The sequence below is a fragment of the Pseudomonadota bacterium genome, assembly GCA_034189865.1.
Classification (GTDB): Bacteria; Pseudomonadota; Gammaproteobacteria; order UBA5335; family UBA5335; genus JAXHTV01.
The window spans coordinates 59,627-86,597 of sequence record JAXHTV010000007.1; the positions used below are offsets into that span (position 1 = coordinate 59,627).

General features: G+C 58.1%; 22 protein-coding genes. 2 read left to right on the forward strand and 20 right to left on the reverse strand.

Annotated features, from left to right (window positions below; genetic code table 11):
- Positions 1 to 2: 2 nt before the first annotated feature.
- From kdsA to rpsB, 20 genes are all read right to left on the reverse strand, one after another.
- Entirely contained in the window at positions 3 to 845 is an 843-nt protein-coding gene (kdsA, locus tag SVU69_05335) for a 3-deoxy-8-phosphooctulonate synthase (protein MDY6942420.1), read from the reverse strand.
- Positions 842 to 2,491 (reverse strand): CTP synthase, encoded by a 1,650-nt coding sequence (locus SVU69_05340; GenBank protein MDY6942421.1) that lies wholly within the window; start codon positions 2,489 to 2,491, stop codon positions 842 to 844. Before SVU69_05340 ends, kdsA begins: the two co-directional genes overlap by 4 nt.
- Before the next feature lie 121 nt (positions 2,492 to 2,612).
- Positions 2,613 to 3,947, reverse strand: coding sequence for a tRNA lysidine(34) synthetase TilS (gene tilS, locus SVU69_05345; protein MDY6942422.1), 1,335 nt, complete (start codon positions 3,945 to 3,947; stop codon positions 2,613 to 2,615).
- A 39-nt stretch (positions 3,948 to 3,986) separates the two neighbouring features.
- Positions 3,987 to 4,946: an acetyl-CoA carboxylase carboxyltransferase subunit alpha gene (locus SVU69_05350; protein ID MDY6942423.1), complete on the reverse strand. Its 960-nt coding sequence runs from the start codon at positions 4,944 to 4,946 to the stop codon at positions 3,987 to 3,989.
- A gap of 148 nt (positions 4,947 to 5,094) precedes the next feature.
- Positions 5,095 to 8,640 carry a DNA polymerase III subunit alpha gene (gene dnaE, locus SVU69_05355; GenBank protein ID MDY6942424.1) on the reverse strand — a complete coding sequence of 1,182 codons (3,546 nt, stop codon included), beginning with the start codon at positions 8,638 to 8,640 and terminating at the stop codon, positions 5,095 to 5,097.
- The gene (gene rnhB, locus SVU69_05360) at positions 8,637 to 9,212 is read right to left on the reverse strand and encodes a ribonuclease HII (GenBank protein ID MDY6942425.1); all 576 of its coding nucleotides are present in this window, start codon (positions 9,210 to 9,212) and stop codon (positions 8,637 to 8,639) included. Before rnhB ends, dnaE begins: the two co-directional genes overlap by 4 nt.
- Before the next feature lie 32 nt (positions 9,213 to 9,244).
- A complete protein-coding gene (lpxB, locus tag SVU69_05365) occupies positions 9,245 to 10,393 on the reverse strand; it encodes a lipid-A-disaccharide synthase (GenBank protein MDY6942426.1) in 1,149 nt (382 codons plus the stop codon).
- A 43-nt stretch (positions 10,394 to 10,436) separates the two neighbouring features.
- Complete coding sequence (gene lpxA / locus SVU69_05370) at positions 10,437 to 11,207, reverse strand: acyl-ACP--UDP-N-acetylglucosamine O-acyltransferase (GenBank protein ID MDY6942427.1); 771 nt, start codon at positions 11,205 to 11,207, stop codon at positions 10,437 to 10,439.
- Positions 11,200 to 11,652, reverse strand: coding sequence for a 3-hydroxyacyl-ACP dehydratase FabZ (gene fabZ / locus SVU69_05375; GenBank protein MDY6942428.1), 453 nt, complete (start codon positions 11,650 to 11,652; stop codon positions 11,200 to 11,202). Before fabZ ends, lpxA begins: the two co-directional genes overlap by 8 nt.
- Entirely contained in the window at positions 11,649 to 12,722 is a 1,074-nt protein-coding gene (lpxD, locus tag SVU69_05380) for a UDP-3-O-(3-hydroxymyristoyl)glucosamine N-acyltransferase (protein ID MDY6942429.1), read from the reverse strand. Before lpxD ends, fabZ begins: the two co-directional genes overlap by 4 nt.
- On the reverse strand, positions 12,719 to 13,237 hold the full coding sequence (locus tag SVU69_05385; protein MDY6942430.1) for an OmpH family outer membrane protein: 519 nt from the start codon (positions 13,235 to 13,237) through the stop codon (positions 12,719 to 12,721). Before SVU69_05385 ends, lpxD begins: the two co-directional genes overlap by 4 nt.
- 20 nt (positions 13,238 to 13,257) lie before the next feature.
- A complete protein-coding gene (gene bamA, locus SVU69_05390) occupies positions 13,258 to 15,555 on the reverse strand; it encodes an outer membrane protein assembly factor BamA (GenBank protein ID MDY6942431.1) in 2,298 nt (765 codons plus the stop codon).
- 44 nt (positions 15,556 to 15,599) lie between these two features.
- Positions 15,600 to 16,946 carry an RIP metalloprotease RseP gene (gene rseP, locus SVU69_05395; protein ID MDY6942432.1) on the reverse strand — a complete coding sequence of 449 codons (1,347 nt, stop codon included), beginning with the start codon at positions 16,944 to 16,946 and terminating at the stop codon, positions 15,600 to 15,602.
- 8 nt (positions 16,947 to 16,954) lie between these two features.
- Positions 16,955 to 18,136, reverse strand: a complete 1,182-nt coding sequence (ispC, locus tag SVU69_05400; GenBank protein MDY6942433.1) for a 1-deoxy-D-xylulose-5-phosphate reductoisomerase — start codon at positions 18,134 to 18,136, stop codon at positions 16,955 to 16,957.
- The gene (locus tag SVU69_05405; protein MDY6942434.1) at positions 18,133 to 18,969 is read right to left on the reverse strand and encodes a phosphatidate cytidylyltransferase; all 837 of its coding nucleotides are present in this window, start codon (positions 18,967 to 18,969) and stop codon (positions 18,133 to 18,135) included. Before SVU69_05405 ends, ispC begins: the two co-directional genes overlap by 4 nt.
- Positions 18,962 to 19,741, reverse strand: coding sequence for a polyprenyl diphosphate synthase (uppS, locus tag SVU69_05410; protein MDY6942435.1), 780 nt, complete (start codon positions 19,739 to 19,741; stop codon positions 18,962 to 18,964). Before uppS ends, SVU69_05405 begins: the two co-directional genes overlap by 8 nt.
- 196 nt (positions 19,742 to 19,937) lie before the next feature.
- On the reverse strand, positions 19,938 to 20,495 hold the full coding sequence (gene frr / locus SVU69_05415; protein MDY6942436.1) for a ribosome recycling factor: 558 nt from the start codon (positions 20,493 to 20,495) through the stop codon (positions 19,938 to 19,940).
- Positions 20,492 to 21,256: a UMP kinase gene (gene pyrH, locus SVU69_05420; protein ID MDY6942437.1), complete on the reverse strand. Its 765-nt coding sequence runs from the start codon at positions 21,254 to 21,256 to the stop codon at positions 20,492 to 20,494. The genes frr and pyrH overlap by 4 nt, the downstream gene beginning before the upstream one ends.
- Before the next feature lie 182 nt (positions 21,257 to 21,438).
- The gene (gene tsf / locus SVU69_05425; protein ID MDY6942438.1) at positions 21,439 to 22,320 is read right to left on the reverse strand and encodes a translation elongation factor Ts; all 882 of its coding nucleotides are present in this window, start codon (positions 22,318 to 22,320) and stop codon (positions 21,439 to 21,441) included.
- A 44-nt stretch (positions 22,321 to 22,364) separates the two neighbouring features.
- Positions 22,365 to 23,162, reverse strand: coding sequence for a 30S ribosomal protein S2 (rpsB, locus tag SVU69_05430; protein ID MDY6942439.1), 798 nt, complete (start codon positions 23,160 to 23,162; stop codon positions 22,365 to 22,367).
- A 312-nt stretch (positions 23,163 to 23,474) separates the two neighbouring features.
- On the opposite strand from rpsB, the gene map reads away from it, so the two are divergent.
- Together map and glnD are read left to right on the forward strand one after the other, a co-directional pair.
- Positions 23,475 to 24,251, forward strand: a complete 777-nt coding sequence (gene map, locus SVU69_05435; GenBank protein MDY6942440.1) for a type I methionyl aminopeptidase — start codon at positions 23,475 to 23,477, stop codon at positions 24,249 to 24,251.
- Positions 24,248 to 26,965, forward strand: a complete 2,718-nt coding sequence (gene glnD / locus SVU69_05440) for a [protein-PII] uridylyltransferase (GenBank protein MDY6942441.1) — start codon at positions 24,248 to 24,250, stop codon at positions 26,963 to 26,965. Before map ends, glnD begins: the two co-directional genes overlap by 4 nt.
- The last annotated feature ends 6 nt before the right edge of the window (positions 26,966 to 26,971 follow it).

Sequence of the window (26,971 nt, forward strand, 5' to 3'; positions counted from 1 at the left end):
ACTTAAGAATCCAACAGTTCGTCTTCTTCCAACGGACCAGACTTGACGATGGCGTCGATGTCTTTCAGTGTCTTTAATAATCTGTCCATACGGCCGAGCGGCCAGGCGTTCGGCCCGTCGCTGAGCGCCTCCGCCGGGTTCGGATGTGTTTCCATGAATAGCCCCGCAACCCCGGCCGCGATGGCCGCTCGAGCCAGGACCGGGACAAACTCTCGCTGGCCGCCGGATCGGTCACCTTGGCCGCCGGGTAGCTGAACGGAGTGGGTGGCATCGAAGACCACCGGGGCATGGGTTTGACGCATCACCGCCAGTGCCCGCATATCCGAGACCAAATTGTTGTAACCAAAACTGACGCCCCGTTCACAAACCATAATTTGATCGTTGCCCACTGCGCGCGCCTTTGATACCACGTGGGCCATATCCCACGGCGCGAGAAACTGGCCTTTTTTGATGTTCACCGGCAAACCTTGACGGGCCACGTTCTGAATATAGTTGGTTTGACGACACAAAAAGGCGGGGGTTTGCAGCACATCAACCACGGCGGCGACTTCCGCCAGCGGCGTATCCTCATGGACATCTGTCAGCACGGGCACCCCGATCTGCCGTTTAACCTCGGCCAGTATTGCCAATCCTTGTTCCATTCCCGGCCCCCGAAAACTGGTATGGGCCGAGCGATTGGCTTTATCAAAGGAGGATTTGTAGATAAAAGGAATGCCCAAACGACCCGTGATTTCCTTCAGCTGACCGGCCGTGTCCAGGGCCAGCTCAAGACTTTCGATCACACACGGACCGGCGATCAGAAAAAACGGGTGTTCGATCCCGACTTCGAAGTCTAATAACTTCATCCGGCCGCTACCTGGTCCGCTTGCTGCATGCGGTGTGCGCGTGCCGCCTGGATAAAGCCGGAAAACAAGGGATGGCCGTCACGGGGGGTGGAGGTGAATTCCGGGTGGAACTGACAACCCAAAAACCACGGGTGATCGGGAAGCTCGACGATCTCAACCAGCTGCTCGCCGGCTGACGTTCCCGCGATTTTAAGCCCATGTTCCTTCAACACGTCCAGGTAGCGATTGTTGAATTCGAAACGATGACGATGCCGTTCGGAGATTTCGCTGGCCCCGTACAAACGATACGCCAATGAATCCGCGGCCAGCGCACAGGACTGCGCGCCCAAACGCATCGTCCCGCCCAGATCCTCGTTGGCTTCCCGATACTCCACCGAACCGTCGGCTTTCACCCATTGCTTCATGAGCGTGATCACGGGATAAGGCGTATCGGCATTGAACTCGGTGCTGTGGGCGTCATTCAAACCGGCGACGTGACGGGCGAACTCGATCACCGCCACTTGCATGCCAAGACAAATACCAAGATAAGGAATGCGATTTTCACGCGCGTAACGCACCGCCGCGATCTTTCCTTCCACGCCGCGCAAACCGAAGCCACCAGGAACCAAAATCGCGTCCAGATCGCCCAAACATTCGGTCCCTTCCGACTCGATCCGCTCGGAGTCGATGTATTCAATCTTGACCTGGGTGTGGGTGTGAATTCCGGCGTGAAGCAGCGCTTCGTTCAACGACATGTAGGCGTCAGTCAGTTCCACATATTTGCCGATCAACCCCACCCGAATGCTGACATCCTGTTTCCGCCGAGCATCCACGACGTCCTGCCACTCGTGCAGATCCGCGGGCGGCAGCCCAAGCCCGAATCGTTCCACCACGATTTCGTCGAGATTCTGCTCGTGCAGCTTGAGGGGGATCTTGTAGATATCGTCGACGTCGACGGCCGAAATCACGGCTCGTTCCGGCACGTTGGTAAATAGCGCGATCTTCCGCCGCTCTTCGGGCGGCAGCGGACGGTCGACCCGACAAATCAGAATATCCGGCTGAATCCCGATGGAACGCAGTTCCTTGACGGAGTGCTGAGTCGGCTTGGTTTTCATCTCGCCGGAGGTGGGAATGAACGGCACCAACGTCAGGTGGATATACAAGGCGTTCTGCGGTCCGAGTTCTGCGCCCATTTGCCGTATGGCTTCGAGAAACGGCAACGATTCGATGTCACCCACCGTTCCGCCGATTTCCACCAAACAGATATCGGCATCCCCCGCCCCGGCGCGAATACATCGCTTGATCTCGTCGGTGATGTGTGGAATGACCTGCACCGTGCCGCCCAGATAGTCTCCGCGCCGCTCTTTCTGAATAACGCTCTCGTAAATCCGGCCAGTGGTGTAATTGCTGTGACGACCGGTGGTGGTGCGAATGAAACGCTCGTAGTGCCCCAAATCCAAATCGGTTTCGGTACCGTCGTCGGTCACGAAAACTTCGCCGTGCTGGAAAGGGCTCATCGTACCGGGGTCGACGTTGATATACGGATCGAGTTTCACCGTGCTCAACTTCAAGCCGCGTGCTTCCAGAATAGCACCCAGCGAAGCGGCGGCGATCCCCTTCCCGAGGGAAGACACAACGCCACCGGTTACGAATACAAATCGGGTCATGCCGGAGACCTTAAACTAAGGATGTTATGTGAATCGGAGAGGCTTTTTACGACGGGGCTCCAGCCTACCAGAGTCCCCCCCGGACGACAATGAATACCCCACCAAATTCCCTCATACGAGCTTAGTGCAATGGTGGATGATTCGACCATTCAAGCCGCAAGCCCGGACCATTGCCAGCGGAGAAAGGCGCGCAATCGCATAACTCGCCGATGGCCGCCAGCTCATCGTCGACGAAAAGCAGCGGCATGTAAGAACGCATCCACGGTACCACGCGCCGCTCTTGCAATAGCTTCTTCAGCGGACGAGTCGATCCGCGCACCTGCGGGCGGCACCGCTCGCCGCCTTGGCGAAAACCGATGGTGATTCGCGCGCCCAGAATGTCCAGATTCAAGCCACCAGCCGGTGAGGAAACCAAGCGCAGAGTACCCAGTCCTGCGGGCAAGGAAAAACCCGTTGCCGGATTCTGCCATTGCACGGGTGATGACCACGGCTTGACGCATATCGGGCGGGCGGCATAAAGGAAATTTCCATAACGACGCACCTCCCCGCCTGGCCAGTCGATACGGGGGCTACCCGCGCCCCCCCGCTCAATCGCGGTCTCGACAATTTGCCGCAGTTTCCGTTCACTCGGACAAGTCAAACCGGTCAGCTCCAACCAAACCCGCAACAGCTGAAACTGCCGCGCCACCGATCGGCCGGCCATCCGATCCACGGCCAAGCGCCCGCCCGAATCCATCAGGCTTGCCAGCTCTTCTCGTGCGTACTCGCGAAGCAATGCCGCCGCATCGGCGTTGTGTCTGGCAACCCGCGCCAGCGTTTTAGCCGCCGCGGGCCAGCGCTCACGCAGGCGCGGCGTGATTTCGTGACGAAGATAATTGCGGTCGAAGGACACATCGGCGTTACTCGCATCTTCCACCCAGTGCAGGCCACGCTGCCGAGCATATTCGGTGAGTTGGCTTCGATCGACGTCCAGCAAAGGACGCACCAGCGAGCCGGCCCCAAAGCGGGCGACCGCGGGCATGGCAGCCAGCCCGGTGGGACCGGCACCGCGCAAGGCCTGGAGCAAAAAAGTCTCCATCTGATCATCCCGGTGCTGACCGGTCAGGAGCACATCACCCTCGCCCATGACATCGGCCAGCGCCTGGTAACGGGCCTCTCGAGCCTGGGCTTCCAAACTATGGCCACGCGCTAAGACCAGGTTCAGTTCCAGACAGCGGTACGGCACTTGGAGTTCTCGGCAAACGGTGCGGCAATGGGCATCCCACGACCGACTCACAGGCTGTAACTTATGGTCCACGTAAACGGCGTGAACCTCCGCGCCATCGAGGGCGGGGCGAGCCGCCGCCACCAAATCCAGCAGGACACTGGAATCCACCCCCCCACTGAACGCAACCCAATAACGCCTGGGCCTCGGGACGGGCTTCAGCCGATCAAGCAGATACGCAGCCGACAGCATGGCGAACAAGCGGGCGAAAACACGGGGGACGGCCGACTACTAAGCATCTTTGAATTGCCCGAAACCCATCAAACGCCCATGGCGTTGGGCGAGCAATTCGTCTGTTTTGATCTGCCGGAGCTCGGCGAGTGCTTCGATCAGATAGGTTCGAAGCCGGCGGGCCATTTCTGCCGGATCACGATGCGCACCGCCCAGTGGTTCAGGAATCACCGAATCCACCAACCTCAGTTCGTGCAAGCGATCGGACGTAATGCCCATGGCCGACGCCGCCTCCTCGGCCTTGGCGGCATCTTTCCAGAGAATCGATGCACAGCCCTCCGGCGAAATTACCGAGTACGTGCTGTGTTGCAACATGGCCACCCGATCACCCACACCGATGGCCAAGGCGCCACCGGATCCGCCTTCGCCGACCACAACACACACGATTGGGGTTTTCAACGCTGACATCACGAACAGATTACGAGCGATGGCTTCACTCTGACCTCGCTCTTCGGCGTCGATCCCGGGATAGGCGCCCGGCGTATCGATGAACGTCACAATCGGCAACCCGAAACGCTCTGCCATCTGCATCAGACGCAACGCTTTTCGATAACCTTCCGGCTTCGGCATGCCGAAATTGCGACGAACCTTCTCTTTGGTATCACGCCCCTTCTGATGGCCGATGACCATCACGGCTAAATCATCCAGCGCCGCCACGCCACCCACGATGGCCGGATCGTCGGCGAACATCCGATCGCCATGCAGCTCTTCGAAACCAGTGAACGCCAAGGCGAGATAATCCAAGGTATAAGGACGCTGAGGATGCCGGGCCAACTGCGAGATCTGCCACGGAGTCAAATCGGAGAAGATCGACTCGGTCAAGCTGCGGCTTTTCGCCTCCAGACGGTCAATCTCCTCGCTAATATTGACTTCGCTGTCATCGCCGAAATGTCGCAGCTCTTGAATCTTTGCCTCCAGCTCGGCGATTGGCTGTTCAAACTCGAGATAATTTGGGTCCATGTTCTCGCTCTGTTTCGTTGACCTTTACCCGGGCCTGCTCACCCGATTCATACTCATTTCAGTGGTGGGGATGCTGTTATCTCCAACATCCGGAAACACACCGACCCCGCTCTGACGGCCGGGCACGTCGTGATTATGACTCCCGGCCCTATGACACCATAGCCTGCGAGGGAGAACTCGCGCTACCAGCCGCTTGACGACTGTAATCCAAACGGACCGAATCCCGCCCCAGCCACTGTTGCAAACGCTGCAATAAATCCTCGCAGGGACGCACCCGCCAATCGCTGCCCAAGCTGAGCTCGACCCGCGCCTTGGCATTTTGGTAACCGATCCAGACCTGACACTGCCCGTCCCGGTAAGGATCCAGCAACCGCCCCAACTGCGAGACAAACTCGCTGCCAGCGACATTCTCAGGCCAGACCAAACGCAATCGCCGGGCGTAACGTTCACGCGCCTGATCCAGGTCCATGATGTTTTTCGGGCTCATACGATAACCACCGCTGAAGTCGTCGTACGAAAGTTGCCCTTCAACCACCAACAGGTTGTCCTTGGTTAATAGCTGGGCATAGCGTTGGAACTGCTCTTCGAAGACCGCCACCTCGATTCGCCCACTGCGATCATCCAATGTTAAAAAAGCCCGCCGGCCGGCCTGGCGCCGCAAATTCACCACCAACCCGGCGACAACCGCGTCGCGACGCTGCCGCGGGCCACCGGCGGGAGATTCCCCCAGTCCAGCGACGACATCCGCCAGACGACCACTGGTGAACTGCGCTAAATCGGCTTCGTACTCATTGATGGGGTGACCGGTGAGGTACAAGCCCAGGGTGTCTTTTTCTTCCTTCAGCCGTTGTTTCTCATCCCACTCTGGCATGAGTTCCGTTTCGAAAGCCGGCGCTTCTCCGGAAACAGGTACACTGGCCGCGGCTTCACCCAAACCGAACAAATCATCCTGCCCGACGGCGTCGTCGCGTCCATGTTGCTCGGCGATTTTTAAAGCGCGCTCCAAACCCGCCATCAAGGTGGCGCGATTGTGTCCGACGCTATCGAGCGCACCGGCCTTGATGAGGCACTCCACGACGCGACGGTTGATTTTACGCAAATCCACCCGACGACAGAACTCGAGCAAATCGGCAAATGGACCACCGCTGTTCCTTTCCGCCAACATGGCGTCGATGGCGCTGCGCCCGACGCCCTTAATCGCCCCGAGCCCGTAGCGGAGGGTTTGCTCGCCCACGGCGGAAAAAGCGAAATCCGAAGCATTGACGTCCGGCGGGAGTACCGACAAACGCATCGCGTGGCACTCCTCGATCAAGGTGACCACTTTGTCCGTGTTATCCATATCGGATGACAACACGGCAGCCATGAACTGCGCCGGAAAGTGCGCTTTAAGCCACGCGGTCTGATAAGACAACAACGCGTAGGCGGCCGAATGCGACTTATTGAAACCATAACCGGCGAATTTTTCCATCAGGTCGAAAATGTAAGTCGCCGTGGCCTCATCGACCCCATTGCCCTGAGCACCTTCAAGGAAAATGGTTCGTTGCTTGGCCATCTCCTCAGGTTTCTTCTTACCCATGGCGCGGCGAAGAAGATCGGCACCGCCCAAGGTATAGCCCGCCAGCACCTGGGCGATCTGCATGACCTGTTCCTGGTAAAGGATGACTCCGTAGGTCGGTTTCAGTATGGGTTCCAGATCCGGATGCGGATATTCAACCTTGGCGCGACCGTGCTTGCGATTGATGAAATCATCCACCATGCCGGATTGCAGCGGCCCGGGACGGAATAACGCAACCAGTGCGACGATATCTTCGAAACAATCCGGCTGCAGCCGCTTGATGAGATCTTTCATTCCCCGGCTTTCGAGCTGAAACACCGCTGTGGTCTGGTGTTCTTTCAAGAGCACGTAGGCTTTAGGGTCATCCAGCGGGATGGCCGTGACATCCACCGGCGCCTCGCCCTGCCCGGTCCGATCGCGATTGATGGCTTTGACCGCCCAATCGATGATGGTCAAGGTACGCAAACCCAAAAAGTCGAACTTGACCAGACCGACGCTCTCAACATCATCCTTGTCGAACTGGGTGACGGTGTTCTCCCCGCCCGGTTCACAATACAGCGGCGTGAAGTCGGTAAGATCGGACGGTGCGATCACCACACCGCCAGCATGCTTACCCGGATTTCTCGCCAAACCTTCCAACGCCAGGGCCAACTCCAATAGCGTGCTGACGACTTCATCTTCCCGGTAGAGCTGCGCCAGTTCCGGCTCTTGCTCCAAGGCTTTGGTCAGGGTCATGCCGAGCTCAAACGGGATGAGTTTGGCGATTCGGTCGACAAAACCGTAGGAGTGCCCCAAAACCCGGCCCACGTCCCGCACCACGGCTTTAGCGGCCATGCTACCGAAGGTGATGATTTGACAAACCTGCTCGGCGCCATAGCGACGGGCAACGTAATCGATCACCCGGTCACGCCCGTCCATACAAAAGTCGATATCGAAGTCGGGCATCGATACCCGCTCCGGATTAAGAAAGCGCTCGAAGAGCAGATCGTAAGCCAAGGGATCCAGATCCGTGATCCGCAAGGCATAGGCCACCAGCGACCCCGCCCCGGATCCGCGCCCGGGCCCCACCGGCACATCGTTCTCCTGCGCCCAGCGAATGAAGTCGGCGACAATGAGAAAGTAGCCGGGGAACCCCATGGACTCGATCACGCCCAATTCACGGGCCAAACGCTCGGCATAACGCGCTTTGATGGCCGGGAAATCGGCCGAGTCGGGATCGAACAACTGGGCCAGACGGGTGGCCAGACCGGCCTCCGCCTCGGCACGCAAATGCGCTTCGGGCGGCACATCACCCGGCGTGGGGAATTTTGGCAAGAAGTTCTCGCCCAGACGCAAAGACAAGTTGCAGCGGCGGGCAATCTCCACGGTGTTTTCCAGCGCCTCGGGCAGGTCGGAGAACTTCTCCACCATCTCTTCGGGGCTGGTCAGGTACTGCTGGGCTGAATAATGACGTGGCCGCCGAGGATCGGCGAGGACGCGACCGCTGTTGATGCACACGCGCACTTCATGGGCTTCGAAATCCGCCGCCGCCAGGAACCGGACGTCCTGCGTGGCCACCAGCGGCAAGCCCCTTGAATCGGCAAGATCGACCGCCGCTTGCAGATAGGTTTCTTCATCCGCCCGGCCAGTCCGCTGAATCTCGACGAAATACCGGTCCGGAAACCATCTGGACCAAAAATCCAATTGTTGCCGGATGGTTTCCGAGCGGTCTGCGAACAGCGCCCGACCGAGCCGACCCTCTCGGGCGCCGGACAAGGCAATCAGGCCGTCGGATGCGTCTTCCAACCACTCGAGCTGGATAACAGGAACGCCACGGCGCTGGCCCTCGCGATAGGCGCGGGTCACCAGCCGGGTGAGATGACGAAAACCTGCCTGGTTTTGGCACAGCAGGGTCAGGCGGCTGGGTACTTCGGCTTCGCCCTCGTCGACCAACAGATCCACGCCGGCAATGGGTTTGATCCCTTGGCCTTGCGCCGCCCGAAAGAACTTCACTAGGGCAAACAGATTCACGTGGTCGGTGATGGCCACGGCGGGCATGCCCAGTTCGCGCGCCCGTGCCATCAACGGCTTGATCCGTACGACACTGTCCACCAGTGAGTATTCGCTGTGGACACGCAAATGAACGAAACCGGCACTCATGGCGCAGTCATCGACTCCACGACTCGCCTGACGGGCGCAAACGAGAGACGATGGATCGGGCAGACACCATGAGATTCGAGCGCCGCAAGATGGACCGCAGTTGGATAGCCTTTGTGGCGTTCGAAACCGTATTGAGGAAATTCTTCAGCCATCGCGGTCATCTCCCGGTCCCGGTGCACTTTCGCCACGATAGAGGCTGCACTGATGGGGGCGTGCAAGCCATCGCCCCCAACAAATGCGCGCGCAAGACAATTGACGTCGGGCGCGTGTATGCCATCCACCCAGACCTCGGTCGGTGCATGGGCCAGACCCGCCACTGCCCGCCGCATGGCAAGCAACGTGGCTTGGTGGATATTAAGCCGGTCGATTTCGTCGGCCTCCGCCCGCCCGATCGACCAAGCCAGAGCCTGTTGCTGTATTCGATGGCAAAGCGATTCACGCCGTGAGGCAGACAATTTCTTGGAATCGGTCAACCCGGATGTGTCAGCTTCCGGGGTCAATATCACCGCGGCGGCGATCACCGGACCCGCCAAAGGCCCACGCCCGACTTCATCTACCCCCGCAATCCACATCCGTGTGCGCTCCTTCTAGTGCCCGTTGCCTTTCAACGACCCGCCACTTCCAGTACCGCCGCTGCCGCTCGGGCGCTGGCGTCCTGCCGCAGCAGATGATGCAGACGGGTGAATTCGCTGACCAAGCGATCGTTCTCCTCCGAGGCGCGCAACTTTGCCAGAATCGCCGGACCCAAATGTTCCGGGATGACGTCATCTTGCGCAAATTCCTCAACCAAGGCTTGCCCGGCCAACAAATTGGGCAAGGAAAACCGGTCGATTTTCAACAAACCGACCCGCTTGAGCAGAAAGTGCGTGAGAGGAGCGACCCGGTAGGCCACAACCATAGGCCGTTTTAACAACATGGCCTCCAATGCCGCCGTACCACTGGCCAAGAGCACGGCGTCGGCTGCCTCCATGGCGTCCCGCGCCTGCCCCTCCAAAAGCTGTATCGAAACCCCCTCGCCGTGCTCCGCGACGGCCTGTTCGAATAGCGCACGCATGGCAGGGCTGACCATGGGCGCCACAAACCGGATATCAGACAATTGCGAGCGCAACCAGACGGCCGTGCGCACAAACGGTGCCGACAACGCACGCAGCTCAGTTCCGCGACTACCGGGCAGCAAAGCCACGACCGGGACGTCGCCGGGCAGATTCAGCTGGCGACGCTTGGCCGCCCGGTCCGGCTCCAAGGGCAACTGGTCCGCCAATGGATGCCCCACGTAAGTGACATCAACGTCATGCCGTTCGTAGAACTCGGCCTCGAAGGGGAACAGCGCCAACACCCGATCAACCGAGCGGGCGATGGTTCGAACCCGACCCTGTCGCCAGGCCCACACGGTGGGGCTTACGTAGTGAATGGTCGGCACTCCGTCGGCCTTCAAACGTCGCTCCAACCCAAGATTGAAATCCGGTGAATCGATGCCGACGAACACATCCGGCCGATGGGCGAGAAAATGACGGGCCAAATCGCGACGAATACGTAACAACCCGGGCAGATGGGCGATCACCTCGGACAAACCCATCACCGCGAGTTGTTCACTGTCCACGAGGACACGACAACCCGCCGCCGCCATGCGCGGCCCAGCGCAACCCTCACTGGCCAAGCCATCCGGTCCCAGCCGCTCCACCAACGCCTCTATCAGTGATGCGCCGAGCAGATCGCCGGAGGCCTCTCCCGCGACCAAGCCTAAGTTGAGCATTGCGATCGCAACCTCATCAGCCGTTGATGAGCCACTCGCATGGCTAGCGAATGATGCTGCGCGGATTGGATGCCAGGAAGTCGACGAACAATTGAACGCTCGCGTGATCTTCGGCCAAACCCGCCAACTCCTGGCGAGCTTCTTCCAACCGGAGACCCGACCGGTAAAGCAACCGATAGGCCCGCTTCAAAATGGTGATCGCTTCGGACGAAAAACCGTGGCGGCGCAAACCTTCGACGTTCAGCCCCGACGGACGCGCCGGGTGCCCGCTGGCCACCACACACGGAGGAACATCCCGGTTCACGCCGGCAGCGAACTGGAGAAAACTATACGAGCCGATCTTGCAAAACTGATGCACCATGGCAAACCCGCCGAGGATTGCGTGATCATGGATATTCACATGTCCCGCCAAGCTGGCGTTGTTGGCCATGATGATGTCATTACCCAAAATGCAATCGTGGGCGATGTGCACATAGGCCATGATCCAGTTGCCGCTCCCCACCCGGGTCAACCCCTCATCTTGAGCGGTGCCCCGGTTAATGGTGACGCATTCGCGGATCGTATTATTGTCACCGATCTCAAGACGGGTGGGTTCATCGGCGTATTTTTTATCCTGCGGCGCATCGCCGATGGAGGCGAACTGAAATATCCGATTACCACGCCCGATCTTGGTGATTCCCTGGATCACCACATGTGGCCCGATCCACGTCCCCGAGTCGATTTCCACATCCGGACCGATAACGCTGTAGGGACCGATGGTGACATCTTGGGCAATGCGCGCGTCCGGGTGAATCACTGCCCTTGAATCAATCATCCGTAAACTTCCTCGCCGCACACATGATTTCCGCTTCAGCCACTACGTGCTCGTCGACGCGCGCTGAGGCGTTGAATTTCCAAACCTGTCGCATGGATCGGACAATCTCGATATGCATATCGAGCTGATCTCCCGGCTCCACCGGCTTTTTGAAACGCGCCTTGTCCACACCGACAAAATAATAAAGCGTATCGCGACCCGGCGCGCCTCCCGTGGTGATAAACGCCAGCACGCCCGTCGCTTGTGCCATGGCTTCCAGGATCATCACCCCCGGCATCACCGGCCGATGCGGAAAATGCCCTAAAAAATAAGGTTCATTGACCGTCACGTTTTTGATCGCCCGAATCGCTTTGCCCGGTTCGCACGAAAGGACACGGTCGATCATCAGAAACGGATAGCGGTGAGGAAGATATTCGAGGATTTGATGAATATCCAGCGTGGTCAATCCTGCCCCCTTTCCTCCGGGTCTTTCTGTTCGAGGTAGTCAGCGACACGCTTTTCCAGCGCGATCAAACGGCGCGCCAAGGGATCCAGTTGTCGGAACCGAGCCGCGTTCTTTTGCCAGGTGCGGTTATCGTCCACCGTGCCGCCCGATGAATACACCCCGGCTTTCGGAATCGAATGCGTCACCATGCTCATCGCCGTAATCGTGACGTCGTCGGCAACTTGTAAATGTCCACCGATGCCGGCACCCCCGCCGATCATACAACGCTTGCCGATTACTGCACTGCCGGCAATGCCCACGCAACCGGCGATAACCGTATGAGCGCCGATATGAACGTTGTGAGCCACTTGAATCTGATTATCCAGCTTGACGCCACGCTCGAGAACCGTGTTGTCCAAAGCGCCGCGGTCAATGGTGGTATTCGCGCCAACCTCGACATCATCGCCGATCTCGACGCTGCCGAGCTGCGGCACCTTGATCCATTTCTCGCCATCATGCGCCAAGCCGAATCCGTCGGCCCCAACCACGACGCCGGGGTGAAGGATGACCCGCTCGCCGACACATACTCGCGGCCCGACGTATACCTGGCCAACCAACCAGCTACCGGCGCCGATCTGGGCGTCCCGGCACACCACGGTACCCGGGCCGATGCGAACATTAGGACCGATCCGGGCCCCGGCCTCGATCACCGCGCAAGGTCCGATCGACGCACTCGGATCGACGATTGCGACCGGATCGACATCGGCACTGGAACTGACGCCGGAAGGGTGATTCTCCTTCGGAACGAAAAGCCCGGCCACTTGCGCATAGGTCAGGTACGGCGCGTCACTAATGAGAGTCGGCACGGGCGTGTCCGCAGCATCCTGCTCGCTGACGATCACCGCGGACGCCTGTGTTTGAGCGAGAAACTTTCTGTACTGGCTATTGGCCAAAAAACTGATGCACCCCGGAACGCCGGGGTCGATGGTGCACACGCCGCGGATAACCGTATCATCCGCACCCGCGACCCGCAGACCGAAGCGGTTCGCCAACTCCCGAAGGGTCACGGACGCCCCACCGATCTGACTCATTTTTTGCCTTTGGCCAGCTCGGCGACCACCTGGTCGGTGATGTCCAATCGATCGCTGGCGAACAGCACGCCCTCGGCGAGTATGATGTCGTACTTACCCTTGGCGGCCAGCTTATCCACAATTTCGCTGATGTCATTCAGGAGGCGTTTTTGCTCTTCTGCGCTTTTCGATTGAAGCTGCTGTTGCGACTGAATCTCTTTGCGCTGCAACTCTCGTTGCATGGCGATCAGTTCCCGTTCTTTTTCCTGGCGTTGTTCCGTACTCATGGCCAACGAGTCACGCTCGAAGGCTTCACGCGCACTTTTCAGTTGCTGCTGGTCCGCCGCGAGCGCACCGCGCAGTTCAGCCGCCTCACCTTCCAAGGTTTGCTTTAGCGCCTGGGCTTGGCCGGACTCCAAAACCACGCGTTGCAAATCCACATAGCCGATTTTCAACTCGGCACTAGCGACACCGGAAAATCCAAGCGCCAAAAAGAAAATGGATATCGCAAAAAAACGTCTTGCATACAGGCTCACAGAGGGCCTCCTTCGATGGATCAGAATGTGGATCCGAATGTGAAACTAAAGGTTTCTGTATCGTCGTCCGGTTCGTCGTTCAGCGGGTAAGCCAGCGCGAATTCCAGTAAACCCAAAATTGGGGTCAGCCACTGGAAACCAATGCCCGCCGAAGCGCGCAATTCCGACGCCTCAAAACTGCCGTAACCGTCAAAGGTGTTACCCGCGTCGACGAACAATACCAGTCGGGTGTTTCGGCTGTCCGTGAACGCGGTGGGTAATAACAACTCCAGTTGGGTGACGGTCTTGAAATTCCCACCGGTGGGATTACCGAACTCGTCACGCGGACCGAGTGAAGCACCGCGATATCCTCGAACAGAACTGATCCCACCGGCAAAAAACTTCTCATATGGCGGCAGATCGGTGGTGCCATCGTAACTGTCGCCATAGCCCACGTCCAAGTTGAATGCGGCCACGAGCTTGTCGGTAAAAGAGAAGTACTGCTGAAACTGATAATTGAGTTTGTAGTACGTCAGATCCAGACCGGGCACGCCGACATCCGCAAACAACCGGTGAATATAACCGGTATCGGCGAACACCGTCCTGTTTCGAGTATCCCGAATCCAACCGGTTTCAAACAACAAGGTATCGAATTCTTCTCCGTTATCCCGGACAAAGTCACGGATATATTGAGGCGTAATGTCGCCATTGGTTTTCAACTGGGTAGATCGGTAACTTCCCCCAAGGCGAATACTGTCATATTCGGAAACCGGAATGCCGTAACGGAGCGTGCCGCCCCACGCATCGCTGGTAAAACGGGAACTGACATTGGTCAAGGCATCGGTGGAGCGATAAAACGCCGAGATGGTTCGGCTCACACCGTCGATGGTGTAGTAAGGCTCGGTCAGAGATGCGCGATAGTTGTCACTAAAATCGCTTTTCACGAAGTCTATGCTGACCCGGTTCCCCGTACCAAACCAGTTACTGTGCGAGACATTGGCGTTAAACAACAAGCCTTGGCCGCTGGAATAGCCGACCCCCAGCTGGAAAGCACCAGCACTGCGTTCGGTGATGTCGTAGTTGATGTCGACCAGATCATCCGAACCTGGAACCGGTACCGTCTTGACGTCGACATTCTCAACGAATGGTAACCGCGCTAATCGTATGCGTGATCGTCGAACGTCGCTGGTGGAGAAATATCCGCCCTCGAATTGACGCATCTCGCGTCTTAGGGCCTCGTCATCGGTTGCGAAGTTGCCCTGAAAATTGATGTTCCGCACGTAGTAGCGGCTGCCGGGGCGAACCACCAGGTTGACCTTGACGGCTTTATTTTCCTGATCGATCTCGGGAACGGCCTCCACATCCGCGAAGGCATACCCCTCATCGCCCAGGCGGTCGCCGATACGTTTTGCGGACTCCGTCGCGTCTTTACGCGAAAACACCCCGGCGGGTTCAACCAGAACCAGAGGCCAAAGCTCCGTCTCGGGAACCACAAGATCGCCCACGAGCTCCACCCCGCTAACCCGGTACTGATCCCCCTCGTCAACGTTGACCGTGATGAAAATGTCTTGCTTGTCGGGAGACAGCGAAACCTGGGTGGAATCGATCCGAAAATTGAGATAGCCACGGTCTTGGTAATAGGACGTCAGCGTTTCCAGATCACCGCCCAGCGCCTGCTGAGAGTATCGGTCGCGGCTGCCAAAGATGGTCCAGACACTGGCCTTGCGAAGGTTGAGGATATCCAGGAGCTCGTCGTCATCGAATGCGTTGTTGCCAACGATGTTGATGCGACGAATCGTGGCCACCTCGCCTTCATCAATGGTGATCGACAGGCTGACCCGATTGTCTACAACGTCTTCAATCTCGGTAGCGATATCAACGCCATAACGCCCATTGGCAAAGTACTGTCGGCGCAGTTCCCGTTCCACCTGATCAAGCAGGGAGCGGTCGAAAACCCGCCCTTCCGCCAGACCCGCCTGCCGCAACCCCGTCATCAGCTGCTCAGTGGGAATTTCGTCATTGCCCTCGATCGAAAAACTGGCGATGGTGGGCCGCTCGACCACCCGGATAATCAAGGTCTCGCCATCTCTGAGCAATTCCACGTCGCTAAAATAGCCGCTGCGGTAGAGGCTGTGGATCAGCTTTTGCGCACGCACAGTATCCAATGGCTCGCCGATACCCACATCCACATAGGCGAATACCCGTCCGGATTCCAGACGCTCCAACCCCTGCACGCGGATATCCCCAACGACAAACGTTTCGAACGCACTCAAGACGGGCGCCCAGACCAACAGCAAAAACGCGGCCCAGGCCACTTTTAACAGTCGCAACTGAATCATAAATATTAAGTTCCAGCGAGGAATGGAGCGGAGCGGAGCCTAACTCACCCCAACAAGCGCATGATGTCGTTGTAAAATGCCAGACCCATCAGAGCAACCAATAGAAAAACCCCGACTTGTTGCCCGATAAGCTGCGCGTGTTCAGACAGCGGCTTGCCTTTGAGAACCTCCACCACATAAAACAAAAAATGCCCGCCGTCCAAAACCGGGATAGGCAACAAATTCAAAACCCCTAAGCTGACGCTGACCACCGCGAGAAAACTCAAGAATGCGGTGATTCCGATAGTCGCGCTTTGACCGGCATACTGGGCGATATTGATGGGGCCACTCAAGTTCTCCAGCCCCACGCGCCCCTGAACCATCTTCCATAACATACGCAAGGTCAGAGTCGACATATCCCAGGTGCGCTCCACAGCCTGCGGTATCGCCTCTAAGGGGCCATAACGGTACTCGGCGGACATTCGTTCCCGCAAGCTCGAAGGCACATGTGGCGCAGCACCGATAAATCCAATCTGCCGGTCACCCTGCTGGCGCGAGGCTGTAAACACCCGGAAATCTTGTTCTTCTCCAGCCCGCAGAACCCGTACCTCGACCATGCGGTCGGGACGGTCTCGAACAGCCTCGACCCAAGCACCCCAAGAACTCACCGTTTCGCCGTCGACCGAAACGATCCGGTCATCCGGTTTCAAGCCGGCACGTTCAGCCGGTCCATCGCCTACGAGCGCGCCCAGCACGGGGGGCAGCACGGGTGCGTAGGGTGTCAACCCCAAGTGTCTCAACAATGCGTTGGGCTCATCCAACGCACCGTCCGGTACGGCCAAAAAGAGCATTCGCTGCGACCCTTCCTCATCGAGAACTGTCACGGGAATCGCGACTTGGTCTAACACCCCTTCCACAAGACGCAAACTGACCTGATCCCACGTGGGTGTGGACTCACCATGAACCGCCACGATCTCATCACCCGCCTTGAGTCCGGCGTCCGCGGCTGGCGTGCCCGCAACCGGATCGCCGACCAGAGGCCTCACACCGGTTACGCCCAGACAAAATACCAACCAGTAGAAAAATATCGCGAGAACAAAATTCGCGGCCGGACCGGCCAACACGATGGCCATTCGGGACCATACGGATTGGCGATTAAACGCGTAGGGCAAGTCCTGTGGCGACACTTCTCCCTCACGTTCGTCAAGCATTTTGACGTAACCACCGAGCGGTACGACCGATAGACAGTATTCGGTGCCGTCGCGACCTGTACGCGACAACAATGGCCGCCCAAAGCCCACACTGAAACGCAGCACCCGCACGCCCAATCGTCTGGCCACCCAAAAGTGGCCAAATTCATGCACGGCAACCAAAATCGCAATGGCGACCGCGAATGCCAGCAAAGAAGTCATGATTCCGCTCACGAAAGATGCATCCCAATATAGTCCCATGCCCCGCATCGGGCGCGGCGATCCAAGTCTACCACCTCCTCCAAGTCACTGACCGACATACCCCCAAGACCCTCTAAGCCATCTTGTATCACGTGCGGGATATCGGTAAACCGGATGCGACGGTCCAGGAAGGCCTCAACCGCAATTTCATTCGCAGCATTCAAAACCACGGGTGCGCCGTGCCCCGCCCGGGCCGCATCGAACGCTAATTGCAGACAAGGGAAACGCTCGCAATCTGGCGGCTCGAAATCTAACCGCGAAACCTCGAACAAATCCAGTGAAGCCACTCCTGACTCGATACGTTCCGGCCAGGCAAGCGCATGGGCGATAGGCGTGCGCATATCCGGATTACCCAGTTGAGCCAACACCGAACCGTCCACGTACTCCACCATCGAATGAATCACACTCTGTGGATGAATGACCACTCGCACACGGTCAGGTTCCGTGCCAAAGAGGTAACACGCCTCGATGACTTCCAGCCCTTTGTTCATCATCGACGCAGAATCAACGGAAATCTTACGCCCCATCACCCAGTTAGGATGTGCGATGGCTTGTTCAGGGGTCACCGAATCCAGGTCACTTTTCGGCCTATCGCGAAACGGCCCGCCGGATGCCGTCAACAGCAAACCCCGAACACCGCCGCCAATCTCCATCGGATGGCGATCGGCCGGCAAACACTGGAAAATCGCGTTGTGCTCGCTGTCGATTGGAATCACCATCGCTTGGTGCTTCGTAACCTGCGCCTGAAACAGTGAACCTCCCATCACCAGCGCCTCTTTGTTGGCCAGCAGGACCGTTTTGCCGGCCTGAACCGCACTCAGAGTCGGTGCCAGCCCGGCACCACCGACAATGGCCGCCATGACCATGTCCGCCTCAGCCAAACCGCCGGCTTCTATCAGCGCTTCGGGGCCGGACCACACCTCGGTTTTCAAATCTGCGGCCTTCAAGCGTTGAGACAAACTGCGTGCAGCCTGAGAATCCGCCATGACCGCTACGCGGGGACGAAATTCCATACATTGCTCGTAGAGCTTATCGACATTGCGGTTGGCAGTTAGCGCGATGACACGAAAGCGCTCGGGATGCTGCTGGATCACATCCAGCGTATTCACCCCTATGCTGCCTGTGGCCCCCAGCACCGTCACCGCTTTCATGATGCAAGATGCCCCCATTTCACGCCGAGCCAAAAGACCGGTGCCGCAGCCGTCAAACTGTCAATCCGGTCCAGCAGGCCGCCGTGCCCAGGCAGCAAATGCCCACTGTCCTTCATCCCCCCGTGACGTTTGAACATGCTCTCCGTCAAATCGCCAATGACGGAGGACACAACAACCATCACGACCACGGCGATCACTGCCACCCATCGGGTCAGGTCCAGCCCCAACGCCAACGCAGCCAAGCAATAGGCGATCACCGCCAGAATGACGCCACCCAAGACGCCTTCCCAGGTTTTACCAGGGCTCACTCGCGGCGCCAGCTTATGACGACCGAAACGTCTACCGGCAAAAAAGGCGCCGCTATCCGCCGCCCAAACGACCACGAGCAACAATAAAACCAAGCGCGGGCCAATGTCGGGCAAAGCATGTAACCGAATCATAGCCAACAATGAGGGAACCAGGATCAAGACGCCGACAATCAACGTTCGTGTGGACATCGGCGTGCCCGGAGAGAAGCCGGCCGGGAATCGCGCCACCCACAACGCAGCAACCAACCACCAAATCACCGCGGCAGCGATCACGGCATCGACGATAACGCGGTGTCCCGATAAAAAGGCGATCGAAACCGCCACTCCGATGGCCGTAGCCAGCAACACGAAGGAGAATCCACGCGCCCAAGCAGATTCCAACGCCATGACGCGAACCCACTCACCCGCCGCAAACAACCAAACAGCGGCAACGGCTACGGCAAACCACGGCGAAGATAACCCCAGGACCGCACCGATGGTTAAAGGAAGAAGGACTAGCGCCGTGAGGATGCGTTGTTTAAGCATTGCCACGACCGATGGCGGCCACTTGGTCGGACGTCTTGCCGAAACGACGTTCCCGCTTCGCGAACCAGCTCAACGCATTGTCGAGATCTTCCGCACCGAAATCGGGCCACAGCACGTCGCTGAAGTACAGTTCGGTGTAAGCCAAATGCCACAGCAGAAAATTGCTGATCCGGCGCTCGCCGCCGGTTCGGATCAGCAAATCCGGATCAGGTAGCGAGCCGAGCGCCAGATAACGGCAAAATACCGAGGTGTCGATGTTCTCAACGCGTTGTTGGCCGTCTTCTACGGCGGTCGCAATCCGGCGGGCTGCTTGCAGTATGTCCCAGCGACCGCCATAGCCCACTGCGATCACCAGAGTCATCCCTGGGTTATGGCGGGTACGAAACTGCGATCGCGCAATCACTTCGCGGAAGGATCTGGGAAACCGTTCGGTATTGCCAATGAAGCGAATTCGCACCTGATCCCGATGCAGGCGTTCGAGTTCTTCGTCCAGGGTATGGATAAAAAGCCCGATCAGAAAAGACACCTCGGTATCCGGTCGCAGCCAGTTTTCGCTGCTGAAGGCAAACAGTGTCAGGATCGAAACCCCCCGGTCCCGACACGCTTCTACGATAGCCCGGGTGGCCGAAACACCCGCCTCATGTCCCGCCATACGTGGCAACCCACGAGAAGTCGCCCAACGACCGTTACCGTCCATCACGACAGCTACATGATAGGGCAGCCGATCTTCTGAAGCGGGCTTTTGGGGTGATCCTGGCATCATGAGACCCATTGGCAATTGATGATTCGATTGGGGAACCCCGATACCGTATCAACGTGTTGTCGAGAGGTATTGTTCAGAGACGAATCACCGGTCCTTGTGAAACGGGGTATGTTACGAATGGCCGTGCGCTGACGCCGGAACGACGTGACAACGATTGTGACACCAAACACTGCGACAACCCTAGGGCTGCGGACAAGTCCAGGCGTCAGATCTGCATCAATTCCTGTTCTTTTTCATCCAAGATGCGATCGATCTGAGCCACAAAGTCGTCGGTCAACTTTTGGATGACCTCCTGCGCCTTGCGACTTTCATCTTCACTCAGGAGCTTCTCTTTCTCCATTTCCTTAATATCGGAAATGGCGTCTCGCCGAACATTTCGTACCGCGACCCGACCACCTTCGCCCTCTTGCCGAACCAGGCGCACCAAATCGCGGCGACGCTCTTCCGTGAGCGGAGGCAAGGCAAGGCGAATGACGGTCCCCGCGGTGGAAGGATTGATCCCCAAATCTGAAGTCATTATGGCCTTCTCGATGGGCCCGACCATGGATTTTTCCCAGGGGGTAATCGTCAGCGTACGGGCGTCCGCCACGGCCACCGTCGCCGCCTGATTGAGCGGCACCTCATTGCCGTAGTAAGACACGGTGATATGATCGAGCAAACTGGTATGGGCCCGACCGGTTCTTATCTTCCCGAGATTCTGGCCAAGCACATCCGCGCATTTACGCATGCGTTGGGATGCTTCTTTTTTGATGTCCTCAATCATCCCGTCTCTCTCGTATTCTGTTGGGCTCCGTCGGGATAGTTGTCCACGATCGTGCCGATACTGGTATCACCCGCGACGATGCGCATCAGCGCGCCCGCCTGATTCATGTCAAACACCCGCAAGGGAAGATCGTGGTCCCGGCACATCACAATAGCGGTGGTATCCATCACCATCAAATGCTGCCGCAATACCTCATCGTAAGACAAATGCGTGTAGCGGCGAGCATCCGGATGCTTCATCGGATCGGCCGAGTAGACGCCGTCCACTTTCGTCGCCTTGATGATCAAATCGGCATTGATCTCGATGGCGCGAAGGCTAGCCGCCGTATCCGTGGTAAAGAACGGGTTACCCGTCCCGGCGGCGAATATGGTGACACGGCCTTTTTCTAGGTGGCGTATCGCACGGCGGCGAATATAGTCTTCGCACACCTCGTGTACCCGAAGTGCGGACATGACTCGCGCATACACATCCTGACGCTCAAGGGCATCCTGTAAAGCCAAGCCGTTGATGACCGTCGCCAGCATGCCCATGTGATCACCCGTCACCCGGTCCATGCCACCGCCGGCCAGTCCGGCACCGCGAAAAATATTTCCGCCACCAATCACGATGGCAATTTCTACCCCCGCCTCACGGATATCTTTAATCTCGCCAGCCAAGCGTTTGAGCATGTCAGGATCGATGCCATAGTCGCAGTTTCCAAGCAACGCCTCTCCACTAAGCTTCAGCAATACTCGGCGATGTTTCAGGCCAACCTCCGACATACGCATGAATCCTCGTGGTTAATAGCCGCCTGCACGACGGGCAACCATCGTACAGGCGGATCCGTGACGAGCCCAACAACCCCTTTTAGGGTGTGGCAACCCGAAGCGACCCCAGCCCTCGGGCAAGTGGGGCCGCGACTATGTTGGATGGGCGACAAGGCACTGTCGATATAACGAAGCGATCAGCCGCCTCTGACCTGCGACATGACTTCCTCGGCGAAATTATCGACTTTTTTCTCGATGCCTTCACCAACCTCATAACGCACGAAACCCAGCACTTCACCACCGGCTTTCTTCAGCAACTTCTCGACCGTTTGGTCCGGATCTTTGACGAACGGCTGTCCCAACAGGGTGATCTCATTCAGGTACTTGCGAACCCGGCCTTCCACCATCTTCTCGACGATTTCCGGCGGCTTCCCGCTCTCTTGAGCCTGGGCCGCGAAGATCTGACGTTCCTTATCCAGCAAATCCTGGGGAACCTCTTCTGAAGAAACACATACCGGCCGACTGGCGGCGACATGCATGGCCAAGTCACGAGCCAACGCGTCGTCTCCACCTTTCAGATCGACGACAACACCAATCCGCGTGCCGTGGCTATAGCAGCCGAACCGGTCGCCTTTTTTCGCCAGCAAGGCAAATCGGCGAATCGTGATGTTCTCGCCGATTTTCGCAACCAACGCCCGCCGCCGTTCGTCCAGCGTTTCACCTCCGGCCACTGGCAACGCGGTCAAAGCGTCCAGATCCCCAGGCATTTCATTGACCACGGCGGCAGCCACTTGATCAGCAAACTGAGCAAAGTCGTCCCCACCGGAAACGAAATCGGTTTCGCAGTTCACTTCCACGATGGCGGCCTGCGCTCCATCGGCCGACTGCTGAATCACAACTTTGCCTTCCGCCGCCACACGACCGGCTTTCTTTTCCGCCTTCGCCAGTCCTTGCGTGCGCATCATCTCGATGGCTTTATCCATCTCGCCATCACATTCTACCAATGCCTTTTTGCATTCCATCATGCCGGCACCGGTCCGTTCCCGAAGCTCCTTTACCAGCGCTGCAGAAATCGCCATAAAACTGTCCTCACTCGGTTGAATCGCCCACTCATCCTCGGCCGTTAGTCCGCGTCGGACGACGGACCCGACTCCGGTTCAGCGGTGGCAGCGCTCGCCGGCGCTGCAACTTCTTCATCCACTTCCACGAACTCGTCCTCACCACCGGCGCCTTGGAGGCTACTGGTGCGCGCATCCAAGATGGCGTCAGCCATGACCTGGGTGTAGAGGCTGATGGCTCTCATCGCATCGTCGTTCCCCGGAATGACATAATCCACCCCGGCGGGCGAATTATTGCTGTCAACCACGGCAATCACGGGAATACCGAGCTTACCGGCCTCGCGGACCGCAATGGCTTCATGACCCACGTCGATGATGAATAGGGCATCCGGCGGGCGGGTCATATCCTTAATGCCGCCAAGACTGCGCTCAAGCTTTTCCCGTTCGCGGTCCAGCATCAACGCTTCTTTCTTGCTGAGGCGATCCAGGGTGCCGTCTTCGGCCATGGCTTCCAGATTTTTCAATCGCTTGATGGATTGCCGGACGGTTTGCCAGTTGGTCAGCATGCCGCCCAACCAACGGTGATCGACATAGGGCATGTCACAACGACGCGCATGCTCCCTGACGTACTCGCGGGCAGCACGTTTGGTGCCGACAAACATAATCTTCCCGCCCTTGGCGGCGATTTGCCCGACGTAGTTCCTGGCCTCAAGCAGTCTTGGAAGGGTTTTTTCCAGGTTAATGATGTGAATGCGATTGCGTGCGCCGAAAATATACGGCGCCATTTGGGGATTCCAGTAGCGCGTCTGGTGCCCGAAATGCACGCCGGACTCGAGCAAATAACGCATGGAAACGTCTGCCATTTGAATACTCCGATTTGTTCTGGGTTGAGCCTCCGCGCGCCCCATCCGATAACCCGACGACACGAACCTGCGCATCGTACGGGCACCCGACCGGATGTGTCGGCACACGTGTGGAATGGTTGTTTGCTTCGGCGGAAAGGCCCTGTGGGACAGCCGACTGGCGACTGGCAAAACGCCAGCGCCCTTGCGCCGAAAGCGCGCGATTTATACCATAATCGACTGTCACCGACAACGAAGCTGGCTCAACCAGCGCCGAGCGCCCCCGTCCCCGCGACCGCTGACTCGCGGTCCACCACCCATCGAAGACTGCAAATGAGCGTGACGATAAAAACGCCTGAAGAACAGGAAAAAATGCGTATTGCCGGACGCGACGCCGCCCGCGTTCTGGAGATGGTCGTACCCCATGTCGAACCGGGGGTGACGACCGACGAGTTGGATAAAATTTGTCATGATTTTATGGTCAACGAACTCGGTGTCACGCCCGCTCCGCTGAACTACCGTGGTTTCCCCAAGTCCATATGCACATCGGTCAATCATGTGGTATGCCACGGTATACCGGGTGGTAAGCGACTCAAAAACGGTGACATCATAAACATTGACATCACGGTGATCCGCGACGATTTCCATGGCGATACCAGCCGCATGTTTGTGGTGGGGGAAGGCAGCGTGATGGCAAAACGGCTCTGCCAAGTGACCCGCGAGGCCATGTACGTCGGCATCAACATGGTCAAGCCAGGGGTCCGCTTGGGCGATATCGGCGCAGCGATTCAAACCCATGCCGAACACCACAATTTTAGTGTTGTCAGGGAATATTGCGGTCACGGCATTGGCCGCGAGTTTCACGAAGACCCGCAGGTTCTACACTACGGTTCGCCAGGCACGGGCCTGATGCTGAAACCCGGCATGTGTCTCACGATCGAACCAATGCTCAATGCGGGTAAGCGGCATGTAAAACTGCTACGGGACGGCTGGACTGTCGTCACCAAGGACCACTCATTGTCGGCGCAGTGGGAACACACCATTCTGGTGACAGACGAAGATCACGAGATCCTGACGCTGCGCCAAGGCGAAGATATCCTCAAGCCGTGAGTCATCAGATCTCGCCCCCCACTCCAAATACTGACGGAATAATCCGCGCCGGCGCCGTAGATATACTCAACCCGGCAGAACTGGATCGCGACGCCACAGCCGCCTGGCCGCCGGCCAGCCGATGGCGGAAGTTACTCAAGCAGGTCCGAAGCCGGTTACGCCAAGCATTCGACGAAGGCACTGACCCGGGAATATTGGTTTCCACCCAAGCCGCGGTCGTAGATCAGATTCTCACCCGATGTTGGGCGCATTTTCTCGATACGACGGCCCATCAACTCGCGCTGGCCGCAGTCGGCGGCTACGGCCGAGGCGAACTCCACCCCTGTTCCGACATCGACATCCTGGTGCTGGTGCCGGCGGAAGCACCGGATAACTGGGCACCGGCGGTGGAAGCGTTCATTACCTATCTGTGGGACACCGGCCTGGAAGTCGGCCATAGCGTCCGGACCGTCGAGCAATGTGCAGGCGCCGCTGCCAACGACATTACGGTGGTCACCAATTTGACCGAGGCCCGTCTACTCGGTGGTTCCGAGCATCTTTTCGAGGCCATGCGGGCGGCGATCAGCCCTCGTCGAATGTGGCCTAGCACGGAATTTTTCGAGGCAAAGAAGGCAGAACAGGAAACCCGCCACCGCAAATTCCACGACACCGGCTACCAATTGGAACCCAACGTCAAAGAAAGCCCGGGGGGGTTACGCGACATTCAAGTGATTGCCTGGGTTGCCAAGCGTCATTTTCAGGCCGATACCTTATCCGAACTGGTGGACCATGGGTTTCTGACGCCACGGGAATATCAATCGCTCCAGGCCAGCCAGGCATTCCTGTGGCGGGTTCGTTTCGCCCTACACTTGCTGACCGGACGCCGCGAAGATCGGTTGCTTTTCGACTACCAAGTCAAGCTGGCAGAGATGTTCGGCTTCACCGACCAGGACCACAACTTGGCGGTTGAACAGTTCATGCAAACGTACTACCGCACCGTAACACGCATCAGCCGGCTGAATGAACTGCTGCTTCAGCTGTTCCAGGAGACCATTGTCGTTCCGGATCAGGACGCCCCGCCCACACCCATCAATGCGCGTTTTCGCTCCTGCCAAGGATTCATTGAGGTCACGCATCCGGACGTGTTTAAACACTACCCCTATGCACTTTTGGAAATGTTTCTTCTGCTGGCAGAAGACCCCAACCTCAAGGGCGTTCGGGCGTCCACCATTCGATTGGTGCGCGCGCACCGTAACTTGATCGACGACCACTTCCGCGCAGATATTCGGGCTCGAAGCCTCTTTATGGCCTTGCTTCGTCAACCGCACGGTATCACACACGAACTCCGACGGATGAGCCGTTACGGGATTTTAGCCCGCTACATACCGGCATTCGGGCGGGTCGTCGGTCGAATGCAGTTCGATCTTTTTCACGTCTACACCGTGGACCAGCACGTCTTATTCGTAGTGCGCAATCTACGCCGCTTCGCCTTGCCGGAGTTCGAGCATGAATATCCGCTATGCAGCCAGATAGGTGCGCGAATCCCTAAACAGGAACTGCTTTATATCGCCGGGCTGTTCCATGACATCGGCAAAGGTCGCGGCGGTGATCATTCCGAGTTGGGTGCGGTGGATGCGGAAGATTTTTGTCGCCGCCACGATCTCAGCGAACGGGACACCCAGCTCGTCACCTGGCTGGTACAAGAACACCTGCTCATGTCGATGACGGCGCAGCGCCGGGATATATCCGATCCCCGCGAAATCCACGAGTTCGCTCGCAAAGTCCGAACGCAGAACCGGCTGGATCATCTTTTCCTTCTCACAGTCGCCGACATGCGCGGAACCAACCCCGGATTGTTGAGCGGCTGGAAGTACCGCTTGTTGACCCAGCTCTATCACGCCACCGCCGAAGCGCTCCAGCGGGGACTGGAAAACCCGCTCGATGCGGCGGAAGTCATCAAGGAAAATCGTGCCGAAGCGCTGACCTTACTGCGCCAGAACGACCTGGAAGTGCCAGACATTGAAGCCTGTTGGGCAAACTTTCCACCGGAGTATTTTCTCCGCCACCAAGGCGATGAGATCGCTTGGGAAACACGGGCCATTATGGCTGCGAACCATGACCCGACACCCTTGGTCCAAATCCGACCCGATGCGGAACGCGGCGGCACATCCATATTCCTCTACCTGCCGGACCGCGATTACCTTTTCGGTGCCGTCACCGGCACTCTGAATCAACTGGGGCTGACGGTTCAGGACGCACGCATCAGTTCAACTTGGAACGGCAAAGCCCTGGATACCTATCTGGTTCTGGAAGAGGACGGACGGATGGTCTCGGAACGCTTCCGGATCGCTGAGATTCGCGAAGCGCTGATACGAGAATTGGCGAAATCCACAACGGGGCAATCGCAAGTCACCCGGCCGCCCCCACGACGGGTACGGGCGTTTACCACCCCAACCCAAGTTCGGTTCCGGCCCGCCAATGGTCATCCCCATCTGGCACTGGAGTTGATCACCGGTGACCGTCCGGGCCTGCTGTCGATCGTCGGCCGGGTGTTTCAGGAAAACGGAATCCGCCTTCACGCGGCGAAAGTGGCAACCATTGGAGAACGGGCGGAAGACGTCTTTTGGATCAGCTCCCGTGATGGCGACATCCAGGCGCAACCCCAGTTGCAGCACCAACTTCGCGAAGCCTTGGTGAAAGCGCTCGACGAAGCGGGCGCCGAAGCACGCTCATAGCAGGTG